The organism is Pseudomonas sp. AC229 (assembly GCF_979254655.1).
This window is the reverse complement of sequence record NZ_CEEDHK010000017.1, coordinates 14,238-36,802: the sequence shown is the minus strand read 5'-3', so window position 1 is coordinate 36,802 and position 22,565 is coordinate 14,238. Positions and strand designations below refer to the sequence as shown.

The 22,565-nt window shown below is 60.4% G+C and carries 15 protein-coding genes and 2 pseudogenes; 8 read left to right on the top strand and 9 right to left on the bottom strand.

All coding sequences use genetic code 11. The features are described from left to right. Window positions 1-154: 154 nt before the first annotated feature. The 4 genes and pseudogenes from AC0IW7_RS21575 to AC0IW7_RS21560 all read right to left on the bottom strand — a co-directional run bounded on the left by AC0IW7_RS21575 (window position 155) and on the right by AC0IW7_RS21560 (window position 3,397). Window positions 155-745, bottom strand: coding sequence for a tRNA-uridine aminocarboxypropyltransferase (locus tag AC0IW7_RS21575; RefSeq protein WP_471820739.1), 591 nt, complete (start codon window positions 743-745; stop codon window positions 155-157). Window positions 746-809: 64 nt separating this feature from the next. Then, window positions 810-1,325, bottom strand: a pseudogene (locus AC0IW7_RS21570) (methyl-accepting chemotaxis protein); the annotation flags it as partial. 768 nt (window positions 1,326-2,093) lie between these two features. After that, window positions 2,094-2,375 (bottom strand): annotated as a pseudogene (locus tag AC0IW7_RS21565) (PAS domain-containing protein); the annotation flags it as partial. Between the two features lie 95 nt (window positions 2,376-2,470). After that, a complete protein-coding gene (locus AC0IW7_RS21560) occupies window positions 2,471-3,397 on the bottom strand; it encodes a LysR family transcriptional regulator (RefSeq protein ID WP_471820737.1) in 927 nt (308 codons plus the stop codon). A 422-nt stretch (window positions 3,398-3,819) separates the two neighbouring features. On the opposite strand from AC0IW7_RS21560, the gene speB reads away from it, so the two are divergent. The 8 genes from speB (at window position 3,820) to AC0IW7_RS21520 (ending at window position 11,946) form a co-directional block, all read left to right on the top strand. Continuing rightward, the gene (gene speB / locus AC0IW7_RS21555) at window positions 3,820-4,779 is read left to right on the top strand and encodes an agmatinase (protein WP_122497271.1); all 960 of its coding nucleotides are present in this window, start codon (window positions 3,820-3,822) and stop codon (window positions 4,777-4,779) included. Next, window positions 4,776-5,174 carry a nuclear transport factor 2 family protein gene (locus AC0IW7_RS21550; protein WP_122497269.1) on the top strand — a complete coding sequence of 133 codons (399 nt, stop codon included), beginning with the start codon at window positions 4,776-4,778 and terminating at the stop codon, window positions 5,172-5,174. Before speB ends, AC0IW7_RS21550 begins: the two co-directional genes overlap by 4 nt. A gap of 73 nt (window positions 5,175-5,247) precedes the next feature. Further along, window positions 5,248-6,759, top strand: a complete 1,512-nt coding sequence (locus tag AC0IW7_RS21545) for a purine-cytosine permease family protein (RefSeq protein ID WP_471820735.1) — start codon at window positions 5,248-5,250, stop codon at window positions 6,757-6,759. A 232-nt stretch (window positions 6,760-6,991) separates the two neighbouring features. Continuing rightward, window positions 6,992-7,807: an ABC transporter substrate-binding protein gene (locus AC0IW7_RS21540; RefSeq protein ID WP_471820733.1), complete on the top strand. Its 816-nt coding sequence runs from the start codon at window positions 6,992-6,994 to the stop codon at window positions 7,805-7,807. 137 nt (window positions 7,808-7,944) lie between these two features. After that, window positions 7,945-8,685 (top strand): amino acid ABC transporter permease, encoded by a 741-nt coding sequence (locus AC0IW7_RS21535; protein WP_471820731.1) that lies wholly within the window; start codon window positions 7,945-7,947, stop codon window positions 8,683-8,685. A 9-nt stretch (window positions 8,686-8,694) separates the two neighbouring features. Further along, window positions 8,695-9,429 carry an amino acid ABC transporter ATP-binding protein gene (locus AC0IW7_RS21530; RefSeq protein WP_471820730.1) on the top strand — a complete coding sequence of 245 codons (735 nt, stop codon included), beginning with the start codon at window positions 8,695-8,697 and terminating at the stop codon, window positions 9,427-9,429. A 37-nt stretch (window positions 9,430-9,466) separates the two neighbouring features. Continuing rightward, the gene (locus tag AC0IW7_RS21525; RefSeq protein WP_471820728.1) at window positions 9,467-11,068 is read left to right on the top strand and encodes a 5-guanidino-2-oxopentanoate decarboxylase; all 1,602 of its coding nucleotides are present in this window, start codon (window positions 9,467-9,469) and stop codon (window positions 11,066-11,068) included. A gap of 152 nt (window positions 11,069-11,220) precedes the next feature. After that, on the top strand, window positions 11,221-11,946 hold the full coding sequence (locus AC0IW7_RS21520; RefSeq protein ID WP_471820726.1) for an MBL fold metallo-hydrolase: 726 nt from the start codon (window positions 11,221-11,223) through the stop codon (window positions 11,944-11,946). 208 nt (window positions 11,947-12,154) lie between these two features. Here AC0IW7_RS21520 and AC0IW7_RS21515 read toward each other — a convergent pair whose 3' ends face one another. The 5 genes from AC0IW7_RS21515 to pepN all read right to left on the bottom strand — a co-directional run bounded on the left by AC0IW7_RS21515 (window position 12,155) and on the right by pepN (window position 22,556). Further along, window positions 12,155-14,539 carry an efflux RND transporter permease subunit gene (locus AC0IW7_RS21515; RefSeq protein WP_163016702.1) on the bottom strand — a complete coding sequence of 795 codons (2,385 nt, stop codon included), beginning with the start codon at window positions 14,537-14,539 and terminating at the stop codon, window positions 12,155-12,157. Window positions 14,540-14,555: 16 nt separating this feature from the next. Continuing rightward, window positions 14,556-15,650, bottom strand: a complete 1,095-nt coding sequence (locus AC0IW7_RS21510; protein ID WP_471820724.1) for a WD40/YVTN/BNR-like repeat-containing protein — start codon at window positions 15,648-15,650, stop codon at window positions 14,556-14,558. 337 nt (window positions 15,651-15,987) lie between these two features. After that, window positions 15,988-17,358, bottom strand: a complete 1,371-nt coding sequence (locus AC0IW7_RS21505; protein ID WP_471820722.1) for a DUF1329 domain-containing protein — start codon at window positions 17,356-17,358, stop codon at window positions 15,988-15,990. Window positions 17,359-17,424: 66 nt separating this feature from the next. Further along, entirely contained in the window at window positions 17,425-19,368 is a 1,944-nt protein-coding gene (locus AC0IW7_RS21500; RefSeq protein WP_471820721.1) for a DUF1302 domain-containing protein, read from the bottom strand. 524 nt (window positions 19,369-19,892) lie between these two features. After that, complete coding sequence (gene pepN / locus AC0IW7_RS21495; protein ID WP_471820719.1) at window positions 19,893-22,556, bottom strand: aminopeptidase N; 2,664 nt, start codon at window positions 22,554-22,556, stop codon at window positions 19,893-19,895. Between the last annotated feature and the right edge of the window lie 9 nt (window positions 22,557-22,565).

Genomic DNA, 22,565 nt, shown 5'->3' with positions numbered 1-22,565 from the left:
CTCCCGCAGGCCCATTGCGGACCGTTTTTGTAGGAGCCACCTTGGTGGCGAACCCTGCAAACCTCGGCAACCGGCGTTTGCAGGGTTCGCTAGCAAGCTAGCGCCTACGGGCTGCGGCGTGCGGGGAAGCCGCTCCACAATGAGCCGCGATGCTTTATAGATGATTGCGCTGAAAGGTGTCTTCTCCCATCGCCGCAATCTGCCCCTCAATCAACGCCTCGAACGGCTTGAGTAACTCAGCGAACCGTTGCGGCGCCTCGACAATTTCCAGCGCCTGAACGACGGCTTCAATGGTCGACAACGCCCCCGCCATCGGCGCCTTGCGCAGCCGATAGCGCGACTCACCGCCCGCCGGCAAACAGACCCTCGGCAGCGCGGCCAGCAGCGGGTTCACATGCAGCAACTTGCTCGCCTTGCGCCAGGTGCCGTCCGGCACCACCAGTTGCAGCGGCACGTCAACGCCGCCCGGCGTGTGCAGCACCGTCGCGCCTTCCCCCGGAAATAGCAGAACGCTGCGATAACCCGGCGGGTTGAGCAGCGCTTGCAACTGATCAAACCGCTCGCCCACGCACAGCTCGGCATTGCGCAAGCCAAGCGCAGCCAGGCGCGCCGTGTTCAGGGCGTGTTTGACTTCGCTGGGGTGCTGCAGAATCAGCACGCGGGTGCGGCTGTTGAGGCTGGGAATCAGCGCGCACAGGCAATGGCTGAGCGGACGCTGACAACGCGGGCATAACGCGCGGGACATGGGCACTCCTCTGGAGCGCGAAGTCTGCCACCCGATGGCAGTCGCTGCCATCGGGCTGCCCGGGTTATTTGTTGAAACGCTCGGCCAGGCTGTGCAGGTATTCAGCCATGTGTTCCAGGTCCTGGCTGATGACCACGCCTTCCTGCGCCTGCCCGGCGCTGCGGTCGGAGAGCTGGGCGATGCGGGTGATTTGCTGGCTGATGTCTTCGGCTACATGGCTCTGCTGCTCGGAGGCCGTGGCCATCTGCTGGCTCATGCCGGTGATGCGCGTCACCGCCTGGCTGATGCCATCCAGCGCCTGCTGAACGGCTTCGACGCTGTGCACGCTTTCGCGGGAAATTTCCTCACCTTTGCTGGCCGTGGTTACGGCGCGATCGGCACCACTGCGCAGCGAGGCAATGATGGCGTGAATCTGCTCGGTGGATTCACGGGTGCGCGAGGCCAGCGAACGCACCTCGTCCGCCACCACGGCAAAACCACGCCCCTGCTCCCCTGCCCGCGCCGCTTCAATGGCAGCGTTGAGGGCCAGCAGGTTGGTTTGCTCGGCGATGGAGGTAATCACGTCGGCGACGCTGCCAATCGATTGTGTCGAGTCGGCGAGGTCCTTCACCGCCTGGCCGATTTCGGTAACGGCATCCGCCATGTGCTTCATGGCGCCCAGACTGTCGTTGGCCAGACCGCGTCCCTGCTGCGCCAACTGATCCGCTTCCTGCGCGGCATTGGCGGTGCTGGCGACGTTGTGCGCCACCTCCTGAATGGTGGCGGCCATCTGGTTGATGGCAGTGGCCGACTGATCGGTTTCGCTGCGCTGCTGCTCCAGCAATTCGGCGTTGGAGTTCGACAGTTTCGATGACTCCGCCGCGCGCAGTTTCACGCTGATGCCGGCGTCTTCCAGGCGCGTGAGTGCGGTTTGCAGACGCGCCTCTTCGCTGATCATCGCCAGGTCGAGCAGCCCCTGCGGGCCGGGGTTGTCGGAATAGGTCAGCGCCACCAGCTCGCTGGTAAAGGCTTTGGGGTGATCGGCCAGGGTATTGCGTACATCCTGACGTTTGCTGATGACCAGCCAGAGCGCCAGCAGCGCCATGACCACCATGGCCAATGCTGTTTTCGCCCAGCCTTTAAGCCACAGATCCCCGCCAAGAATAATCAGCGTGGCCAGAATCACCGGCCAGGAATTCACAATGTCCTGCGTCCAGTAGGCCAGTGCCGGCACCGGGCTCTTGCCGGCGCGCAGGCGGGCGTAAAGTTTGTCTGCCCGCGCAACCTGCTCGCGGGTCGGCAACGAGCGCACTGACTCGTAACCGGCGATCTTGCCGTTCTCATACACCGGCGTGACGTAGGCGCTGACCCAATAGAAATCGCCATTTTTGGAACGATTCTTCACCAGTCCCATCCACGGCTTGCCCTGCTTGATCACGTCCCACATGTGGCCGAACACCGCCGGCGGCATATCGGGGTGGCGCACCAGATTGTGTGGCTGGCCGATCAGCTCTTCCCGGGTAAAACCGCTGAGCTCGACGAACGCGTCGTTGCAGTAGGTGATTTTGCTGTGCAAATCCGTCGTGGAAATCAGGCGCTCATGCTCGGAAAAGGTTCTTTCGCGCTGAGTAACAGGCAGGTTCTGGCGCATCGGGTTCATCCTTGTGGTGACGAGCATAAAAACCCCTATGCCCATAAGGATTTAGGTGTAGCACAGCAATGGCTAGACGCCAGCAACGGCGGTGCTTATAGCGCAGCGGTGGGTAGCGCAGCGGCCGGGCGCGGTTGGCTGAGCTGGGTTTTCAGTAAATCGCGAAAGGTTTGCAACAGCGGCTCACGCGAACGCCCACGGCGGTAGGTCAGGGAAAACGGCGCCTGGTAACCAAACGTGGTGGGCAGCAGCGGGCGCAGGCGTTTCTGGTCGACCCAGGCTTGCGCATAGTGCTCGGGCAGGTAGCCGATGTAGGCGCCCGACAGCACCAGAATCAACTGCGCCTCCATACTTTCCACCGTCGCCGCGCTGTGCTTGAAACCGTGGCGCGCCAGCTCCGCCTGGCTCCAATAACTGCGCCCGACCATGCGCTGCTGAGTGATCAACTCTGGCGGAATGCGCCGCTCGCCGAACAGCGGATGGCGGTCGCTGCAATACAGCCAGTGCTGCTCGCGGTACAGCGCCTGATAGAGCAAGCCGTTCATGCGCGTGGAAAAGGAACCGATCGCCAGGTCCAGGCGGTTTTCCAACACGCCAAGCTGAAGTTCGTAGGGGCTGAGCACCGACAGGTGCAAATGCACGGCCGGGTGTTCTTCGCTGTAAGTGCCGATGACCTCGGCGAATGGCAAGGCGCGGTCGCTGACGGTGGAGTCGATCACCCCCAAATTGAGGGTTCCACGCAGCTCGCCCTTGAGCGCGGCGGCGTAGCGCTCGAAGCCTTCCATCTCGCCGAGCAGGCGCAGGGTTTCCTGGAAGAACAGCTCGCCCTTGCTGGTCAGGCTGAAACCACCGCGCCCGCGATGGCACAGGCTCAGGCCCAGTTGGCCTTCCAGTTGGCTCATGTAGGTGCTGATGGCCGACGTGGACAGGTTGAGCTCCTGCTGCGCGGCGGCGAAGCCTTGATGGCGGACCACGCTGACGAAGATGCGCAGGAGTTTTAGGTCGGGAAGGACTTGGCTCAAAACAAACTCCAGAGGCTGTTCACCCCTCTCCCGCTTGCGGGAGAGGGGCCGGGGGTGAGGGCCGGGGCAAACATCGGTGTCTGCCGCCACCCCCTCTCCCCAGCCCTCTCCCCCAAGGGGACGAGGGGGCTATCACGCGAGCTTTGCTCGCGAAGCTTGTCTCCCCTCGCCCGCTTGCGGGAGAGGGGCTGGGGGAGAGGGCCCGGGCAAACATTGATGTCTGCCGCTACCCCCAAGGGGGCGAGGGGGCTAATCACGCGAGCTTGCTCGCGAAGCTCTTCGTTTCAAAACGACAGCTTACCCACCCCAACTTAGTTTAGAAATCTCTGAACTAAGTATTTGCCTACACCGGATTTTTCTCCCGCCTACCCCTTGCGCAGAATCCGCCCACTATTAAAAACATAAGATCGTGAGGCCACCCCGTGGAAAAGACGCTTCATCAACCCCTGGGCGGTAACGAAATGCCGCGTTTCGGCGGCATCGCCACCATGATGCGCTTGCCGCATATCCAAACCGACGCCGAACTCAATGCCCTGGACGCCGCCTTCGTCGGCGTTCCGCTGGACATCGGCACCTCGCTGCGTTCCGGCACCCGCTTCGGCCCGCGCGAGATTCGCGCCGAATCCGTGATGATCCGCCCCTACAACATGGCCACCGGTGCCGCGCCGTTCGATTCGTTGAATGTGGCCGACATCGGCGACGTGGCGATCAATACGTTCAACCTGCTGGATGCCGTGCGCATCATCGAAGCTTCGTACGACAAGATTATCGGCCACGGCATTCTGCCGCTGACCCTGGGCGGCGATCACACCATCACCCTGCCGATTCTGCGGGCGCTGACCAAGAAGTACGGCAAGGTTGGCCTGGTGCATATCGATGCCCACGCCGATGTGAACGACCATATGTTTGGCGAGAAAATCGCCCACGGCACCACCTTCCGCCGCGCCGTGGAAGAAGGCCTGCTGGACTGCGACCGTGTGGTGCAGATCGGTTTGCGCGCGCAGGGTTACACCGCTGAAGACTTCAACTGGAGCCGCAAGCAGGGCTTCCGTGTAGTGCAGGCCGAAGAGTGCTGGCACAAGTCGCTGACCCCGCTGATGGCCGAAGTGCGCGAGAAAGTCGGCGGTGGCCCGGTGTACCTGAGTTTTGATATCGACGGCATCGACCCGGCCTGGGCGCCTGGCACCGGCACGCCGGAAATCGGCGGCTTGACCACGATTCAAGCCATCGAAATCATCCGCGGCTGCCAAGGGCTGGACCTGATTGGTTGTGACGTAGTTGAAGTGTCGCCACCCTACGACACCACCGGCAACACCTCGCTGCTGGGCGCCAACCTGCTGTACGAAATGCTCTGCGTACTGCCGGGAGTCAGCCACAAATGACCGTCGCGCTAAAAGAACAGCAAGTGCTCAATGCCGCCGAACGCCTGGTCGCCGCCTTCGCCCGCACCGACACGGCGGCCTACTTCGCCGCGTTCAGCGAAGACGCCAGCTTTGTCTTCCACACCTGGCCCACGCCGTTGTTGAGTCGCGCAGCGTACGAAGCCGTGTGGGCCGACTGGCTGGCGGATGGCTTCGAGGTGCTGGAATGCACCTCCAGCAAACCCTTCGTCAGCGTGCAGGGCGACGTGGCGATTTTCGTCCACGAGGTGCGCACGCAATTGCGCGTAGCCGGCAGCGAAAGCACCAGTTACGAGCGCGAGACCATTGTTTTCCGTGAGGTAGAAGCGGGCCGCTGGCTGGCCTGTCATGAGCATTTGTCGGCTGTACCGCAGTAACGCGTAACCACGCAAAACCATAAAAATAGAAGACGGGCGCAGACGCTTAGTGCGTCTTTGCGGGGAGATAAAAATGAATAACAACAACGAAAAAACACTGACGACCATCGAAACCTTCGGCGTCGAACAGATCCCGGACAGCGAGCGCAGCGCCAAACCGCTGGACCTGTTCCGCATGATTTTCGGCGGCGCCAACACCTTCGCCACCGCCGTGCTCGGCAGTTTCCCCGTGCTGTTTGGCCTGTCGTTTCAGGCCGGCGTGTGGGCTATTTTGCTGGGCGTGCTGGTGGGCTCGGTGATCCTCGCGCCCATGGGCTTGTTTGGGGCGTTGAATGGCACCAATAACGCCGTGTCGTCGGGCGCGCACTTTGGTGTGCACGGGCGAATTGTCGGCTCGTTTCTGTCGCTGCTGACGGCCATCGCGTTCTTTTCGCTGTCGGTCTGGAGCTCGGGCGACGCGTTGATCGGCGGCGCAAAACGCCTCATCGGCCTGCCGGAAACCGACCTGACCCTGGGCCTGGCTTACGGCCTGTTTGCCCTCCTCGTGCTCACCGTGTGCATCTACGGCTTCCGCTTTCTGTTGTGGGTAAACAAGGTGGCGGTATGGAGCGCCAGTGTGCTGTTTCTGCTTGGCATCTTTGCCTTTGCCAGCACCTTTGACAGCGCCTACGCCGGCAGCGTGAACATGGGCACCGAAGGCTTCTGGGCAGCATTTATCGGCGCCGCGCTGGTGGCCATGAGCAACCCGATTTCCTTCGGTGCCTTTCTCGGCGACTGGGCGCGCTACATCCCCAAGCACACCTCGAAAGGCCGGATCATGCTAGCGGTGGTGTTCGCCCAGCTGGCTACCCTGATCCCATTCCTGTTCGGCCTGGCGACCGCGACCATCGTGGCGGTGAAGGCACCGGAGTACATCACCGCGAACAACTATGTCGGCGGCTTGCTGGCGGTATGCCCGACCTGGTTCTTCCTGCCGGTGTGCCTAATTGCGGTGATTGGCGGTATGTCGACCGGCACCACGTCGCTGTATGGCACCGGGCTGGATATGTCGAGCGTGTTCCCGCGCGTGCTGTCGCGGGTCAAGGCGACGCTGCTGATTGGCGTGTTGTCGATCGCGTTTATCTTCATCGGCCGCTTCGCCGCCAACCTGGTGCAAAGCGTGTCGACCTTCGCGGTGCTGATCATTACCTGCACCACGCCGTGGATGGTGATCATGATTCTGGGCCTGATCATTCGTCGTGGCGTTTACCACGCCGATGACCTGCAAGTGTTCACCCGTGGGCAAAAAGGTGGCAGCTATTGGTTCACCCACGGCTGGAACTGGCGCGGCATGGGCGCCTGGGTGCCAAGCGCGTTGATCGGTTTGTGCTTCGTCAACCTGCCGGGGCAATTCGTCGGGCCGCTGGGCAATCTGGCCAACGGCATCGACGTCAGCTTGCCGGTGACGCTGGGCTTGGCGGCGGTGCTGTATCTGGTGCTGCTGGCGGTGTTCCCGGAACCGGCTGAGGTGTACGGGCCACAAGGGCCGCGCTGGATGCCGCTGCCCAAGAAAGCTGAAATGAAAGGCAACGCGGAAATCGCGTAGATCACAAACCCGTCCCCCGTCATTCCCCCCGCAGGAGGGAATCCAGGTGCACCTATTCATGGGCAATTCTGGATTCCCGCTTTCGCGGGAATGACGGTGGCAAGGATGAGATGGAAGTAGCTCCACCCGCTCCAAACGCTTTTGCATAACAACAAACGGCTCTACAGGTCCTCGCTGGCCTGATTCTTGAACTGCCAATAACAGATGCACTTAGCCTTTTAAGGAGTCACCCATGCGCACTCGTTCCATTGCCCTTCTCGGCCTGCTGGCCGCTGCCCTGAGCGCCACGCTGCACGCCGCCGACAGCAAACCGTCTTTTGTCAGCGGCGGTAGTTTCAACGTCTGCTCCGACCCCACCTTCCCGCCGCTGGAGTTCTTTGAGAAAACCGGCGACCGCGAGCCCAGCGGTTTCGATGCTGACCTGATCCGCGCCTTGGCGAAAACCTGGGGTGTGCCGGCGCGCTTTATCGTGACCGAGTTCACCGGCTTGCTGCCGGGCCTGGAATCCAAGCGTTGCGACGTGGTCATCAGCGGCGCCCTGATCACGCCTGAGCGCACGCAGAAACTCAACGCCGTGCCGTACCTGTCCAGCGCCACCATCGTATTTGGCAGCGGCAAGGGCGACCTCACGCTGACCAAACTGGAAGACCTCTCCGGCAAGGTGGTGGCCGTGCAATCGGGCACGCGTTACGTGGCGATCATGGAAAAGCTCAACACTGAACTCAAAGCCGCCGGCAAACCGGCCGCCACCCTTCAGACCTACCCCAAGGGCAGCGACGTGGCCCAGCAAGTGCTGGTCGGCCGCGCCAGCGCCGGGTTGTCGCAAGACACCGAACTGGCCTACCGCGAACTGCAAACGCCAGGGCAATTCAAGACGCTCTATACCTTCCCGGAGAAGGATGTATTCGGCGCGTACTTGGTGAAAGACGAAGCCAACACCAAAGCCGTGGCGGCGGCGATCAAGTCGCTGAAAGACGACGGCACGCTGAAGTCGCTCAGCGAGAAGTGGAAGCTGGATCCGGTGAATGTGGAGGGGGCGGGGGAGTAACGCCCAACGCGATTTGGCTCCCCCTCTCCCCAGCCCTCTCCCCGCTGGGGCGAGGGAGCTGATCGAGTATCGCCATAATCACCTGCGCCGTTCCTGATCGCAGCGCAGCTTCTCACCGCCTGAAAGGGGATACCCCCATGCAATTCGACGTCGCCGTCTTCTGGGACGCACTGTTCTCCTACCCCTTCTTCAAGGGCGCGTGCATTACCTTGCTGCTCGCCCTGCTCGCCCATTCGGTCGGCATCGCCCTGTCGATTCCCGCTGCGCTGGCGCTGGACGGCCCGCCCAATCCGCTGCGCATGCTGCTGCGCGCTGTGCTCAGTGTGTTTCGCGGCGCGCCGACGCTGTTGCAGTTGCTGTTCGTGTGGAACGCGCTGCCGCAGTTTTTCCCGATTTTTCGCGAAACCTGGTTCACCCCGTTCTTCGCCGCCTGGATCGCCCTGAGCCTGAATGAAATGGCCTACCAGGCCGAGATCAACCGCGCCGCCTTGAAGGCGCTGGACAAAGGTCAGCACGCCGCCGGCCACGCGCTGGGCTTGTCGGGCTGGCAGATTTTCCGCTACGTCACGCTGCCGCAAGCGGCGCGTATCGCCATTCCGCCGACGGCCAACGAGTTCATCACGTTGCTGAAAATCACCTCGCTGGCCTCGGTGATTTCCCTGCAAGAGCTGATGGCCGTGACCTCGCAAACCGTGTCCACGACTTTTCAGTTTTCCGAGTACTACGCGGTGGCGTTGGTTTACTACTTGGTCATGGTTTACACCCTGACCTGGCTGCAAGGCCGCCTGGAGCGACGCTTGTCATGGGACCACGTCAGCCCCGCAGCGAAGAACGTCGGCCTGGTGCAACGCACCCTTGCGCGTATGCGCCGCATCTGAGGAATTGTGATGACCACCGAGATCATTCGGCTCGATAACGTCGGCAAGCGCTACGACGATTTTCAGGTGTTGCAGGGCATCAACCTGTCCGTGCGCCAGGGCGAGAAAATTGTGATTTGCGGGCCGTCGGGCTCGGGCAAGTCGACGCTGATTCGCTGCATCAACCGCCTTTCGCCCCACGACACCGGCACCATCACCGTAGAAAACCAGGACGTTGCCAGCAAACAAGGCAGCGCCAACGTGCGGCGCGAAGTGGGCATGGTGTTTCAGAACTTCAACCTGTTCCCCCATCTGACCGTGCTGGAAAACTGCACCCTGGCGCCGATGAAAGTGCGCGGCATTGCGCGCGCCCAGGCCGAGGAACAAGCGCTGCGTTACCTAAACCGCGTGCACATCGGCAGCCAGGCGCAGAAGAAGCCCGGCCAACTGTCTGGCGGCCAACAGCAACGCGTGGCCATTGCCCGGGCGCTGTGCATGAACCCGAAGGTGATGCTGTTCGACGAGCCCACTTCGGCCCTCGACCCGGAAATGGTCGGCGAGGTGTTGGACGTGATGACCGAGCTGGCGCTTGAAGGCATGACCATGTTGTGCGTGACCCACGAGATGGGTTTTGCCCGCAAGGTCGCCGACCGTGTGGTGTTTATGGACGCCGGGCAAATCGTCGAAACCGGCGCGCCGACCGAATTCTTCGAGCAGCCCAAGCACCCGCGCCTGCAAGCCTTTCTGTCGCAGATCAGCCATTGACGGCCCTGCTGCCCTCCTCGCCTCTAAGGACTGCCCGATGAGCACCTGCGGTGAATTTCTGCTGAAGCAACTGGACGCCTGGGGCGTGGACACCGTGTTCGGTATTCCCGGCGTGCACACGGTGGAGCTGTATCGCGGCTTGCCTGCCACGGCCCTGCGCCACATCACCCCGCGTCACGAGCAGGGCGCCGGCTTTATGGCCGACGGCTACGCGCGGGTCACGGGCAAACCTGGGGTGTGTTTCATCATCACCGGGCCAGGCATGACCAACATCCTCACCGCCATGGCGCAGGCCTACGGCGACTCGATTCCGATGCTGGTGATTTCCAGCGTCAACGAGCGTTCGCGCCTGGGCACCGGCAACGGTTACTTGCATGAATTGCCCGACCAACGTGGGCTCACGGCTGGCGTTACCGCGTTCAGCCACACCGTGCTTAGCGTCGACGAATTACCCGACGTGCTGGCCCGGGCCTTTGCCGTGTTCGACAGCGAGCGCCCGCGCCCGGTGCACATCGAGCTGCCATTGGACATCATCACCGCGCCGGCCGCCCACTTGCGCCTTCAGCCGCGCACGCATTCTAGCCGGCCCGCGCCTTCTGCCGAGCTGATCAACCAGGCCGTCGCGAAACTGCGCGGCGCTCAGCGGCCGCTGCTATTGCTCGGCGGTGGTTGCCTTGAGGCGGCCGACGTTGCAGCGCACCTGGCGACCGCCCTGGATGCGCCGACCGCCCTCACCATCAATGCCAAAGGCTTATTGCCCGCTGAGCATTTGCTGCTGATCGGTAGCAACCAGTCATTGGTGCCGGTGCGCGAGCTGGCCGCCGCTGCCGACGTGGTTCTGGCCATTGGCACGGAGCTGGGCGAAACCGATTACGACGTGGTGTTCGACGGCGGCTTTGCCTTGCCTGGCGAGCTAATTCGCATCGACATCGACACCCAGCAATTGCAGCGCAACCACACGCCAACGCTGGCGATTCAAAGTGACGCGCGCCTGGCCATGGTCGCCTTGCTGGCCGAGTTACCGGGCCGCACTGGCGATTCCGGCAGCCCTGGCGCTCAGCGTGCCGCCGCCGTTCGCGCGCGGTTGGACGACGGCTTCAGCGGCTGGGCGCATTACCGCGAGCTGTTCGCCACCGTGCTCGACGTGTTGCCGGAGGCGCGGTTTGTCGGGGATTCCACGCAAACCGTGTACAGCGGCAATCACCTGGTCGACCTGAATGCACCGCGCCGCTGGTTCAATTCTTCCACCGGCTACGGCACCCTCGGCTACGCCCTGCCCGCCGCCATCGGCGCAAAACTGGCCGAACCGCAGACACCGGTTGTTTGCCTGATTGGTGATGGTGGGCTGCAATTCAGCCTGCCAGAACTGGCCAGCGCGGTGGAAGCCAAGGTTGGCATCGTGATTCTGCTGTGGAACAACTATGGTTACGGCGAGATCAAGGGCTACATGGAACGCCGAGGCATCGAGCCGATTGGGGTGGATATTTACACGCCGGACTTTATTGCCATTGCGCGGGGGTTTGGGTGTGTGGCGGAACGGGCGGTGGATTTGGGGCATTTGGCCAGGTTGTTGGAGACCGCGCGGGGTGACCGGCCATTGCTGATTGAGATTGTTCAGGGGCCGCCGTTCGCTCGGTAAATTCTGGATCCCAAATCGACGGACCACCGCGTTCGCGAGGATGACGGAGGTTTTTAACGAGACCACCGTCATCCTCGCGAACGCGGGGATCCAGAATCTTGAATGGATCGGAAGCTTCATCCCGCACCGCGCGTCCCACAAAAGAGCCCCCCATGAAAATCGTCACCCGCGACAAATGGTTCGAAGTCCGCCACTGCTACGACGGCATCAGCCTTATCCACGAGCCCTACATCCGCCCGTTCTACCGCTGCAACCTCTGGCATATCCAGGGTCGCGACAGAGACGTGCTGCTCGACAGCGGCTCCGGCCTGGTAAGCCTGCGCGAACAGCTGCCGTGGCTCACGGAAAAGCCGCTGCTGGCCGTGGCCAGTCATTGCCATTTCGACCACATCGCCGGGCACCACGAATTTAACGAGCGCCTGGTGCACCCGGCCGAGGCCGACATTCTCGCGCACCCCGATGGCGCCAATACCTTGAGCACGGCATTCGTTGGCGACGACATGTTCGACGCCCACCCGGATTGCCCGCTGTGCTACGCCGAGTACCAGGTGAAAGCGGCGCCGGCCACCGGGTTTGTCGAAGACGGCGACGTGCTGGACCTGGGCAATCGCGTGTTGCAAGTGCTGCACACGCCGGGCCATTCGCCGGGCGGCATCAGCCTGTGGGAAGCCAGCACCGAAACGCTGTTCAGCGGCGACATCATCTACGACGGTCCGCTGATCGAAGACGCCTACCACTCCAACCTCGACGACTATGCCGCCAGTCTGGAACGCCTGCGGCGCTTGCCCGTGCGCACGGTGCATGGCGGGCATTTCGACAGTTTCTCCGGCGAGCGTTTGCGCGGGATGATTGATGGGTGGTTCAAGGTGCACGGCTGAGCGGGAAGATCAAAAACTCGCGGCAAAAGCCGCTCCCAGAGGTTCGGCGCTTTTGTAGGAGCGACCTTGGTCGCGAATCCTGGAAACACCAATCGAGAATTTTGTTTGCAGGGTTCGCCAGCAAGCTGGCTCCTACAAAAAGACAATAAATCGCACCCATAAAAAAACCGCAGCCTGGGCTGCGGTTTTTTTGTTGCTCGCCTGGGCCTTAGTGGGCCAGCAGCGAGCCGCCTTTCTTGCCTGCCAACTTCTCAGGCTTGATGAGGAAGCGTGCCAGCGCTGGCAACAGCCACAGCGCGCCAAACATGTTCCACAGCAGCATGAAGGTCAGCATCAGGCCCATGTCGGCCTGGAACTTGATCGCCGAGAAAATCCAGGTGCACACGCCAATGGCCAGGCACAAGCCGGTGAACAGTACCGCTTTACCGGTGGATTTCAGGGTCTGGTAATAGGCTTCTTGCAGCGGCATACCGGCGCGCAGGAAGCTTTCCAGACGGCTGTAGATATAGATGCCGTAGTCGACCCCAATACCCACACCCAGCGCGATCACCGGCAAGGTCGCCACCTTCACACCGATGCCCAGGAAGGTCATCAGCGCGTTACCCAGCACCGAGGTGAGGATCAGCGGCAGCACGATGCACAAGGTCGCCGCGAACGAGCGGAAGGTGATCAGGCACATGGTGGCCACGCAGATGTACACCAGGATCAAAATGGTGAACTCGGTTTCCTTGATCACTTCGTTGGTCGCCGCTTCGATACCGGCGTTACCGGCAGCGAGCAGGAACTGCAGGTTCTCGTTGTCGTGTTCCTTGGCGAAGGCTTTCACGGCGTTAACCGCACGGTCGAGGGTTTCGGCTTTGTGGTCGTTGAGGAACACCAACACCGGGGCCAGCGAGCAGTCGTTGTTGAACAGGCCATCGGCGCGGGCGATGGAGTTGTTCAGCACGTCTTTGTTGCGCGACAGGGTTTCCCATTTCAGGTTGCCCTCGTTCATGCCCTTGATCATCTGCTTGGAGACGGTGACCAGGGAGATGGCCGATTGCACACCTTCGGTGTTGCTCATGGTCCACATCAGCTCATCGATGGGCTGCATGGTTTCGTGAATCGAGCAGCCTTCAGGCTTGCTCTTGACCATGACCACCAACACGTCCGAACTGGTCGAGTAGTTGTTGATGATGAAGGCGTTGTCCTGGTTGTAGCGCGAGTCCGGACGCAGCTCCGGCGCACCTTGGTCAAGGTCACCAATTTTCAGGCCGTGGCCGTACCACAAGCCGCCACCGAAGGCTGCCAGGGCGATAACCACGGAAATCGGCGCCACCACCGGGTGAGCGAAGTTGGACAGCAGGCGCCAGAACGGGTGTTCGCGCACGGCGTCTTTCTTGCTGCGCTCGATGGCCTTTTTGCTGATGCCGACATACGAGATGGCAACCGGCAGCAGGATCAGGTTGGTGAACACGATCACGCCCACACCAATGGACGCGCCAATGGCCAGTTCGCGGATCACGCCGATGTCGATAATCAGCAGCGTGATAAAGCCCACGGCGTCGGCCAGAATCGCGATCGCGCCCGGCAGGAACAGTTGGCGGAAGGTCAGGCGCGCAGCGGTCAGCGGGCTATCGGCTTCACTCGATTGCAGGGCGATACCGTTGATTTTCTGTACGCCGTGGGAAATACCGATGGCGAAAATCAGGAACGGCACGAGCATCGAGTAAGGGTCGAGACCGAACCCTACGGTGTGCATCAGGCCCAGTTGCCACACCACGGCAATCAAGGTGGTGAACAGCACGGCGATGGTGCTGCGAATGCAGCGGGTGAACCACATCAGCAAGACGAGGGTGATCAGGAACGCGATGGCAAAGAACGCCACCACCATCACCAGACCGTCGATAAGGTCACCGACTTTCTTGGCGAAACCGACGATGTGAATTTCCACATTCGGGTTTTGCGCTTCGTACTTGTCGCGAATCTTCGCTTCCAGTTCGTGGGAGAACTGGCGGTAGTCGAGTTTCAGCAAGGTGCCTTGGTCTTGCGGGTCCGGGTAGGACTCCAGCAACGGCACGTCGACGATGCTCGACTTGAAGTTGTTCGCGACCAGGCGGCCGATCTGGCCCGACTTGAGCACGTTGTTGCGCAGCTCGTCGAGGCTGTCTGGCGAGCCGTCGTAGGTTTGCGGAATCACTTCGCCGCCGGCGAAGCCTTCTTCGGTCACTTCGGTCCAGCGAACGCTTGGGCTCCACAACGACTTCAGACCGGAACGGTCGACGCCTGGAATGTAGAACACCTCGTCGTTCACCTGACGCAGGGTTTCCATGTATTCCTTGCTGAAAATGTCGCCGTCTTTGGCTTCCACCGAGATACGCACGGTGTTGCCCAGGTTGGCCAGATCATTGCGGTGCTCGAGCATCTTCTGAATGAACGGATGCTGCAGCGGAATCATCTTTTCAAAGCTGGTGGACGGACGCACTTGCAAGGCTTGGTAGCACAGGAAGACGCTGACCAGCAGACAGATGAGGATCACTGTCGGCCGGTTGTTGAAGATCAGGCGCTCGAGAAAGGAGCCCTTATCCTGATGATGGTTACTCATCGTACTCATACCTCAAAGCCACGGCTTATTGTTTTGGGCTAGCGTCTTCACCGGTGGGCGAAGTGACATGGACGCCACCTTGACCGACCAACACCAGATCACCTTTGTCGTCAGCTGCAACGCTGGACAAGGACAAGCGATCCGGACGGTTGATCAGGCTGAAGGTCAGGCCGTTATCGGTGCTTTTCAGTACGCTGCCGCCGTGCCCGACGATGACCACAGAGCCATCTTTAAGCAGTGCGCCGCCAGACAAACCGAAGTCGAGTTTGCCGCGAGGCGACTTGACCTTGATGGGCGTCCAGGTGGTGCCGAAGTCGGTGGAGCGGAACAGGTTGCCGCGCAGGCCATAGGCCAGAAGCGTGCCGGGTTCATTGGTGCCGATCACGCCAAACAGCGAACCTTCATAAGGGCCCTCGAGGGTTTCCCAGGTTTCGCCGTCGTCGGCACTTCTAAACATGCTGCCCATTTCACCGACGGCAAACAGGCCCGAGCCTTTGACTTCGGTGATGGCATTGATGTGGTAACCGTCGGGGTTATCGAGACGGTCGCCGGCATCTTCCCAGTTCTTGCCGCCGTCGGTGGTGGCGAACAACGCGCCATACGCACCAACCGCAAAACCGGTGGAAGCATCTTTGAACCAGACGTCGAGGAACGGCGCGCCCTCCTCCCGTTCCTGGTCGCTGAATTGTTGGGTCCACGTGGTGCCACCGTCTTCGGTAGCCAGGATCAGTGCATCGTGACCAACCGCCCAACCGTGTTTGTCGTCACCGAACGCCACCGCTGTGAGCATCATCCGGGTTGGCACTTTGGCCTGCACCCAGGTTTTGCCTTCATCGTCGGAATACAGAATGTGGCCACGGTCACCCACAGCGACCAGGCGTTTGCCGGCGTTGTCGATGTCGAGCAACAGGGAGTCTGCAGCCTTGGCGGATGGGATTGAGTAGACGGCCGCCGAATCGTCGGTCGCCGCGTGCACATTGAGGGGTGCAACAAAACTCAGAACGGACAACACACTACACAGCGAAAGCACGTTAGCCAGCGGCGAGTGGAAGCGGAACGCTGGTGTGCGCAACTTCTTAGCCTCACCAGACTGGGTGCGCCGCATGACGGGCTCACTCATACACCTTTCCCCTTTATTGTTATGGGATATCAGCCTTTTTGCAGGCCGCCTATCCTATCCAGCTTTCGAAAGGTCTGACAATCAACGTGACGTTATGTTTTGTTAAGGCAAACCCGCGTGATTGACGCGTTATAGGCACCTCTGATGCATCGGAATAGATACCCCTGATGCACAAAAGCCGCTACGACTGTAGCGGCCTTTGCCGAACACTACACAACCTGAGTTGTGTTGCCTATGGGCATCTAACGTTGGGCTTCGCTTCGCTCAACCCAACCTACGCATGACACCGACGTAGGTTGGGTTGAGCCATCGGCGAAGCCCAACACAGCCCCATCGATTAACGCGTACCGCGACGACGCAGAGCAGCGGGCTTGAAGTAGCCGTCGTCTGGAATCGGCTGGCTGAAGTCGATGGTGGTCGGCTCTTCGTTGTCCAGGTTCTGTACGTGGTAGCGACGGGCTTGCAGGTCGTGGAACACGTCCAGGGCAGTCCAGGTGGTTGGCAGTTCGTAGAAGTTTTTCAGGTACGCCAACGACACGCGCCACAGCTCGCCACGGCCGTCGTATTGGTCCACTTCTGCTGCTTGCCAGCTGTCTTCGTCGAGGAACAGCACGCGCTTGGAGTAGATGTGACGGGCGCCAGCTTTCAGCGTGCCTTCAACTACCCACACACGGTGCAGCTCGTAACGGGTGTAAGCCGGGTTCAGGTGGCCCACTTTCAGCAGGTCGGCGTATTTCACGTCGGGGCTGCTGATTTTGTAGTTGTTGTACGGAATGTAGATTTCTTTCTTGCCGATCAGCTTCCAGTCGTAGCGGTCTGGCGAGCCGTTGAACATGTCGGTGTCGTCTGCAGTACGCAGGCCGTCAGCGGCAGCAATCGGGGTGTCGTAAGCCAGGTTCGGCGCGCGACGTACGCGACGCTGACCGGCGTTGTAGCCCCAGGCCTGACGCGGTTCTTTCACCTGATCCAGGGTTTCGTGTACCAGTACCGCGCCGCCAGCCAGGCGTGCCGGGCTCTTGGTGAAGGACAGGTAGTAGAACAGGATGTTGTTCAGGTTCGAGTAGTTACTTTTCGGGTCGTAGAAACGGAACATCGCTTCTTGCTGGGACGTCACCAGGGTGAAGTCGCCATTGCGCTGCACGGCTACTTCCGAAGCGCGACGCACGATGTAGGTGCCGCGATAACGGGCGATGTGGTTCCACACCGCTTCAACGCCGTTCTGCGGAATCGGGAACGGAATGCCGCCGTATGCGTCGGCGAAACCGTTGCCGCCATCGAGCAGTTTGGCGGTGGTGGCGTTTTTCTGGGTGTTGTCATAGACCCACTGCGGCGCGGAGCCGGAGCGACGGGTCGGGTACACCGGCAGCTGGTAGTCAGTCGGGTAGGCGTTGAACAAGGCGATCTGGCCTGGGGTCAGGTTGGCCTTGTACTGGTCCATGTTGGCTTTGGTGATGGTGAACAGCGGCTTGTCGTCAGCGAACGGATCGACGTGGTGCTGGCCCCGGGTTTTGTAGCCAGCCGGTGCCTTGGTGATACCGCCAGTCCAGGCTGGAATCGTACCTGCCGCGTTACCCGCTTTCTCGGCGCCGAACGGCGTCAGCGTAGTGCCGAGCTTGGCGGCTTCCGAAGACGAAACAGCGGCCAGCGCGCTACCGGCGGTAAACGCCAGTGCGATCGCTGCACTAATCAGCGTGTGCTTTTTCAGCATCTTGATTCTCCGTGGTCAATCATCGTCCGAGCGCCCGTAGGCGCCCGGCTTCTTTTATAGAGGGTGTTAGAACGAGTACTTAACGTTGACGCCGATGTTGTCGCGGTCACGGCTGGCGTTGTTTTTGCCAGCACCCGAGAACTCGGTGTACGCCAGTTCGCCTTCCAGGCTGTTCAGGTAGCTGGCTTTAACGCCGAGGGTGTAAGCCTGACGGCCTTCGATGAAGTTACCGGTCTGGTAGGAGTTACCTTCGAAGTCGTTTTTGTAGACGACGTACGGGGAAACGTTCACGCCAGCGTATACGTCGTTCCAGGTGCCCGAGAGCACAGTGGTGAAGCCGTAGGCGTTCTTGTTGACCTGGTCGTCACGGTCGCCGCCACTGATGTAGGAGCTGTTGCCACGGCCGGAGTAGTACTTGGTGTTGCCTTGAAAGTCGGTGTACTTCAGATCGCTACCGCGCAGGTGCTCGGAGGCCAGTTCGAACACGCCAAACAGGGAATCGAAGCCGGCCGAAGGACCGAAGTTATAGATAGTGCCCAACGACGTGTTGTAAGCCTCTACGCGCTCGACGTTGTGGATTTCGTTACCCAGTCGAACGTTTTGGCCACCGATATTCACGGTTCTGCCGCCCGCCAACTGCGGAGCCTGGCGCAACAGATCGCCCAGCAGGTCGTTGGTGGTAGCGATGCCGATTGGCAGGTTTGGACGGTAGGCCAGCTCGCCGAATACCGAAGCGTTGCCCACGGTGGTATTGAAGCTGAAGCCGTACATGCGGATGTCTTCAGCGTACTCACGACGTGCGTTGACTTGGTTGGCTACGTCTAGGGTGACCAAACCACCCGCTGCTTGTTGCACAGAGCCAGCGACAGCTGGGAGGGCACAAGCGCCGCCGAGCGTGCCACAAATAGCCGTGAAGATATTTGTCGCGCTTGCCCCTTGATAGGAGCCCAGGTCGGCGGCAATGGTTGGCTCTTTGGAATGGTAGTTAACGAAGTAGGCGCCAAACTCAGTGGAGTTCAGTTCTTCGGCGATGTATTTGAAGTTGACGCCGTACTGGCCATCGTTTTTCGCATTGATGTCGGAACCGATACGCGCAACCTGAATGTTGCCGTCAGAATCGACGTTACGGCCGCCGGCCAAACCACCGACATTTGCCGCACTCAACCCAGGGTAGCGAGAAGCAACGGCCAGAAGAGCTGGCTGATTCGAATAAGCAAATTTGCCGCCATCCGCAAAAAGGTCAGTTTCGGAGAAGTAAGTACCAGATGGATCGATAGCCGACTCTTTCCAGTTGAACTGGTAGAAGGTTTCCATCGACAGGTTATCGGTCAGACCAACGTTGAAGCTCAGCGCTTCAACCGGGACCAACACTTCCTTCAGTTCGGAACCTGGCAGGCGGAATTTGGCGGCGTCTACCGGGTTGGTGGTGTTCACGCCACCACGGTAGAACAGGCCTTCGCCCCAGTTGAATACTTGGTTGCCCAGGCGAGCGGTAACAGGCAGATCCGCCACGTCCCAGTTGCCGTAAACGTAGGCATCAAGAAGCTGAGCATCACGACCAGCCTTGTGGCGAGTTTCGTAGGTGAAACTCGAGCTGTTCGGAGAAGTCTGGCTCGGCTGATTCGGATTGTTGTTGTCGTTGTAGTCGTTGCGCTTGTCCATGATCTGGGTGTCATAGAAAGCGGTACCACGCACGAACACACCGTAGTTCTTGTAGGTCGCTTCCAGGTCGGAAGTGATCTTGTACACCTCGGAAACCAGACCGGTATCGAAGTTACGATTGCCATCGTTGGTGTTGATGTCGTCGTTGCCTTTGTCACGACCCTGTACGCGCCACAGTTGGCCGTAAGACACGGTGGTGTCGATGGAACCGCTGACTTCATTGTCGGCAAAGCTGAATTCCACGGCCTGGGCTTGAACAGCCACCAGCAACGGCAGAAGACCGGCGAAGGCAAAGCCTGCCTTGGACGGCGCGAAACGCAACATAGGACTACGGGACTTGAATTCCATCGAGACTTTACTCCGTGGACAGATCGTTATTCTTATCGGCCCGCGCTTAGTAGCAAGCGGGCTCATGTACGCCGCTGTTTAGAGGCGGTCTTTTTAGTTGATTGGAAGATTCCCCTCCAACGCGTCTAGCACGCACCCCCGAGCATTGTCTGCACCATTGCGGGGCCAATTACAGTCGAGCAATGCAACCATGGTGCCAAACAAGCGTTTTAATTCAATTTAATGACGCCAACGTTTTATGGTTTGCCAGACAAGACGTGACTGATCATTCATTAACCAACGCACCCACTATTCAGGAAACTATTGCGCGGTTTGTCCTACGATGTGGCGCGGATAGCCACTCGCCGCCTTTCCAGCTCAAATTCCTGGCCGCACAATCAGAAAAGAGTCAAGGGCGAAGCCCCAACCTATTAAGGGTTTTCTAATAAGCAGCGGGCGGGTTATTTCGGTAAGTAACAAAAAAGTGTTACCGGCATTTCGCCAGTAACACTTTCTGTTCTTCGGGGGAAGGGATGAATCAAACCTTAAGCAAGGCTCTTGCTGACCACTTCATAAACGTCCGAGGACAGCTCGCCAGAGGCGAGAATCCGCTCTAGCTCGGCCTTCATAAGCGCCTGGCGGCCGGCATCGTATTTGCGCCAGCGGGTCAGCGGCGCCAGTTGCCGGGAAGCGATCTGCGGGTTGAAGCCATTCAGGGTGATGACCAGGTCCGCCAGGAAGCGGTAGCCCGAGCCGTCGGCGCTGTGGAAGTTGACCAGGTTTTGCCCGGCGAACGCACCAATCAGCGCACGCACCTTGTTGGGGTTTTTCAGGGTGAAGGCCGGGTGTTCCATCAGCGCTTTAACCCGCGCCAAGCCGCCAGGTAGAGCGCTCGCCGCTTGCACGCTGAACCACTGATCCATGACCAGCGGATTGTCTTTGAAGTGCTCGGCGAAGGTGTCCAGCGCTTTGGCTTTCTCGGCCTCGAACGGCGAATTGACCAACACGGCCAGCGCGGTGAGGCGTTCGGTCATGTTGTCGCACGCGTCGTACTGTTCCAGACAGGCCGCGAGCACCTCGGGTTTGCCACTCAGCATTAAGTATGAGAGCGCGATGTTTTGCAGGCTGCGGCGGGCGAAATGCTCGGCTTGCGCCACGTACTCACTGTTACGCGAGGCCTCGCGGTTCTGCTGATAACGCTGCCACAGCGGCTCGAACAACGCCTCGGCCAGTTGCTGACGGGCGAATTCGCGGGCGCTGTGAATAGCGTCAACGTCGGCCACTTCGCTAATTTCGGTGAGGTACGCCTCGCTTGGCAGCGAGAGCATTTCAGCCACCATGGCCGGGTCGAGCGTGCTATCGGCGAGCAAGGTGCCCAGCGCGGTAATCAAACGCTGATCCAGCACCAGCGCTTCGCCGCGTTGATGCTGACCGATCAGCTCTTGCAGCACTTGCACCGACAGTTGCTGGCCGGCCTCCCAACGGTTGAAGCCGTCGGCGTCGTGCTGCATGAGGAACATCAGTTGGTCGCGGTTGTACGGGAAGCTCAGCTTCACCGGCGCCGACAAGCCGCGCAGCAACGAGGGCAACGGCTGCTCGGTCACTTCCACAAAGGTGAAGCGCTGCTCGGCTTCGGTCACGGCAATAACCGTGGACTCGCCGCGCGGCCCGCTCTCACCTTCGAGCTTCAACGTCAGCGCCTGGCCTTGGGTGCCGAGCAAGCCCAGCTCGACGGGAATCACGAATGGCAGTTTTTCAGTCTGCCCCGGTGTTGGCGGGCAGCTTTGGCGGAAGGTCAGGGTGTAGGTTTTCGCGTCGGCGTCATACGCCTCGCTCACCTGCAAACGCGGCGTGCCGGCTTGGCTGTACCAGCGTTTGAAGTGGGTGAAGTCAGCGCCGTTGGCGTCTTCCATAGCCTTGATAAAGTCGTCGCAGGTCACGGCCTGACCATCGTGGCGCTCGAAGTACAGGTCGCTGCCTTTGCGGAAACCGTCGTTCCCCAGCAGGGTGTGGAGCATGCGCACCACTTCCGAGCCCTTTTCGTACACGGTCAGGGTGTAAAAGTTGGAAATCTCGATAAAGCTGTCCGGGCGCACGGCGTGGGCCATGGGGCCGGCGTCTTCGGCGAACTGGTGGGTGCGCAGGTAGGCGACGTCTTCAATACGTTTGACCGTGCGCGAGTTCATGTCGGCCGAGAACTCGGCGTCGCGGTACACGGTGAAGCCTTCTTTGAGCGACAGCTGGAACCAGTCGCGGCAGGTGACGCGGTTGCCAGACCAGTTGTGGAAGTATTCGTGCGCCACCACGCCTTCAACGCGCTGGTGCGCGGCATCGGTGGCGGTGTCGGCTTTGGCCAGCACGCAGCTGGAGTTGAAGATGTTCAGCCCCTTGTTTTCCATGGCGCCCATGTTGAAGTCGTTGACGGCGACGATCATGAAAATATCCAGATCGTATTCGCGGCCGTAGACCTCTTCATCCCAGCGCATGGATTTTTTCAGGCTGTCCATCGCGTGCTGGCATTTGTCGATGTTTTCCGGCTCGACATAAATGCGCAGCGCCACTTCGCGGTTGCTCATGGTGGTGAATGTGTCTTCGATGCACCACAAGTCGCCGGCCACCAGGGCGAACAGATAGGCGGGCTTCATAAACGGGTCTTCCCACGTCGCCCAATGGCGGCCGCCCTCGCCCTCTTCCGGACCGCTGGCAATCGGGTTGCCGTTGGAAAGCAGCACAGGGTATTTGTGCTGTTCGGCGCTGAGGGTCGTGGTGAATTTGCTCATCACGTCCGGGCGGTCGAGGTAGTAGGTAATTTTGCGGAAGCCCTCAGCCTCGCATTGGGTGCAGAACATGCCGCTGGATTTGTACAAACCTTCCAGCGCGGTGTTGGTTTCCGGGTGAATGCGCACGCTGCTGTCGATGACAAAGCGCTCACCGGCCGGTTGCAGCGTCAGGTGGCTGTCGCTGAGCTGATAGTCGCCCGGCTCCAGCGTCTTGCCGTCGAGGCTGAGGGACAACAGCTCCAGCTCCTGACCGTCCAGCACCAGCTGCGGCAGGCCTTCACCGCGCACCGGGTTGCGGCGCATCACCAGTTGCGCATGAACCAGGGTGTGGTCCTCGAACAACTCGAAAGTCAGATGGGTTTCGTCGATCAGGTAATCCGGCGCCTGATAGTCCTTGAGGTAAATCATCTTCGGTTGTTCGGTGCGCATGGCAGTTGC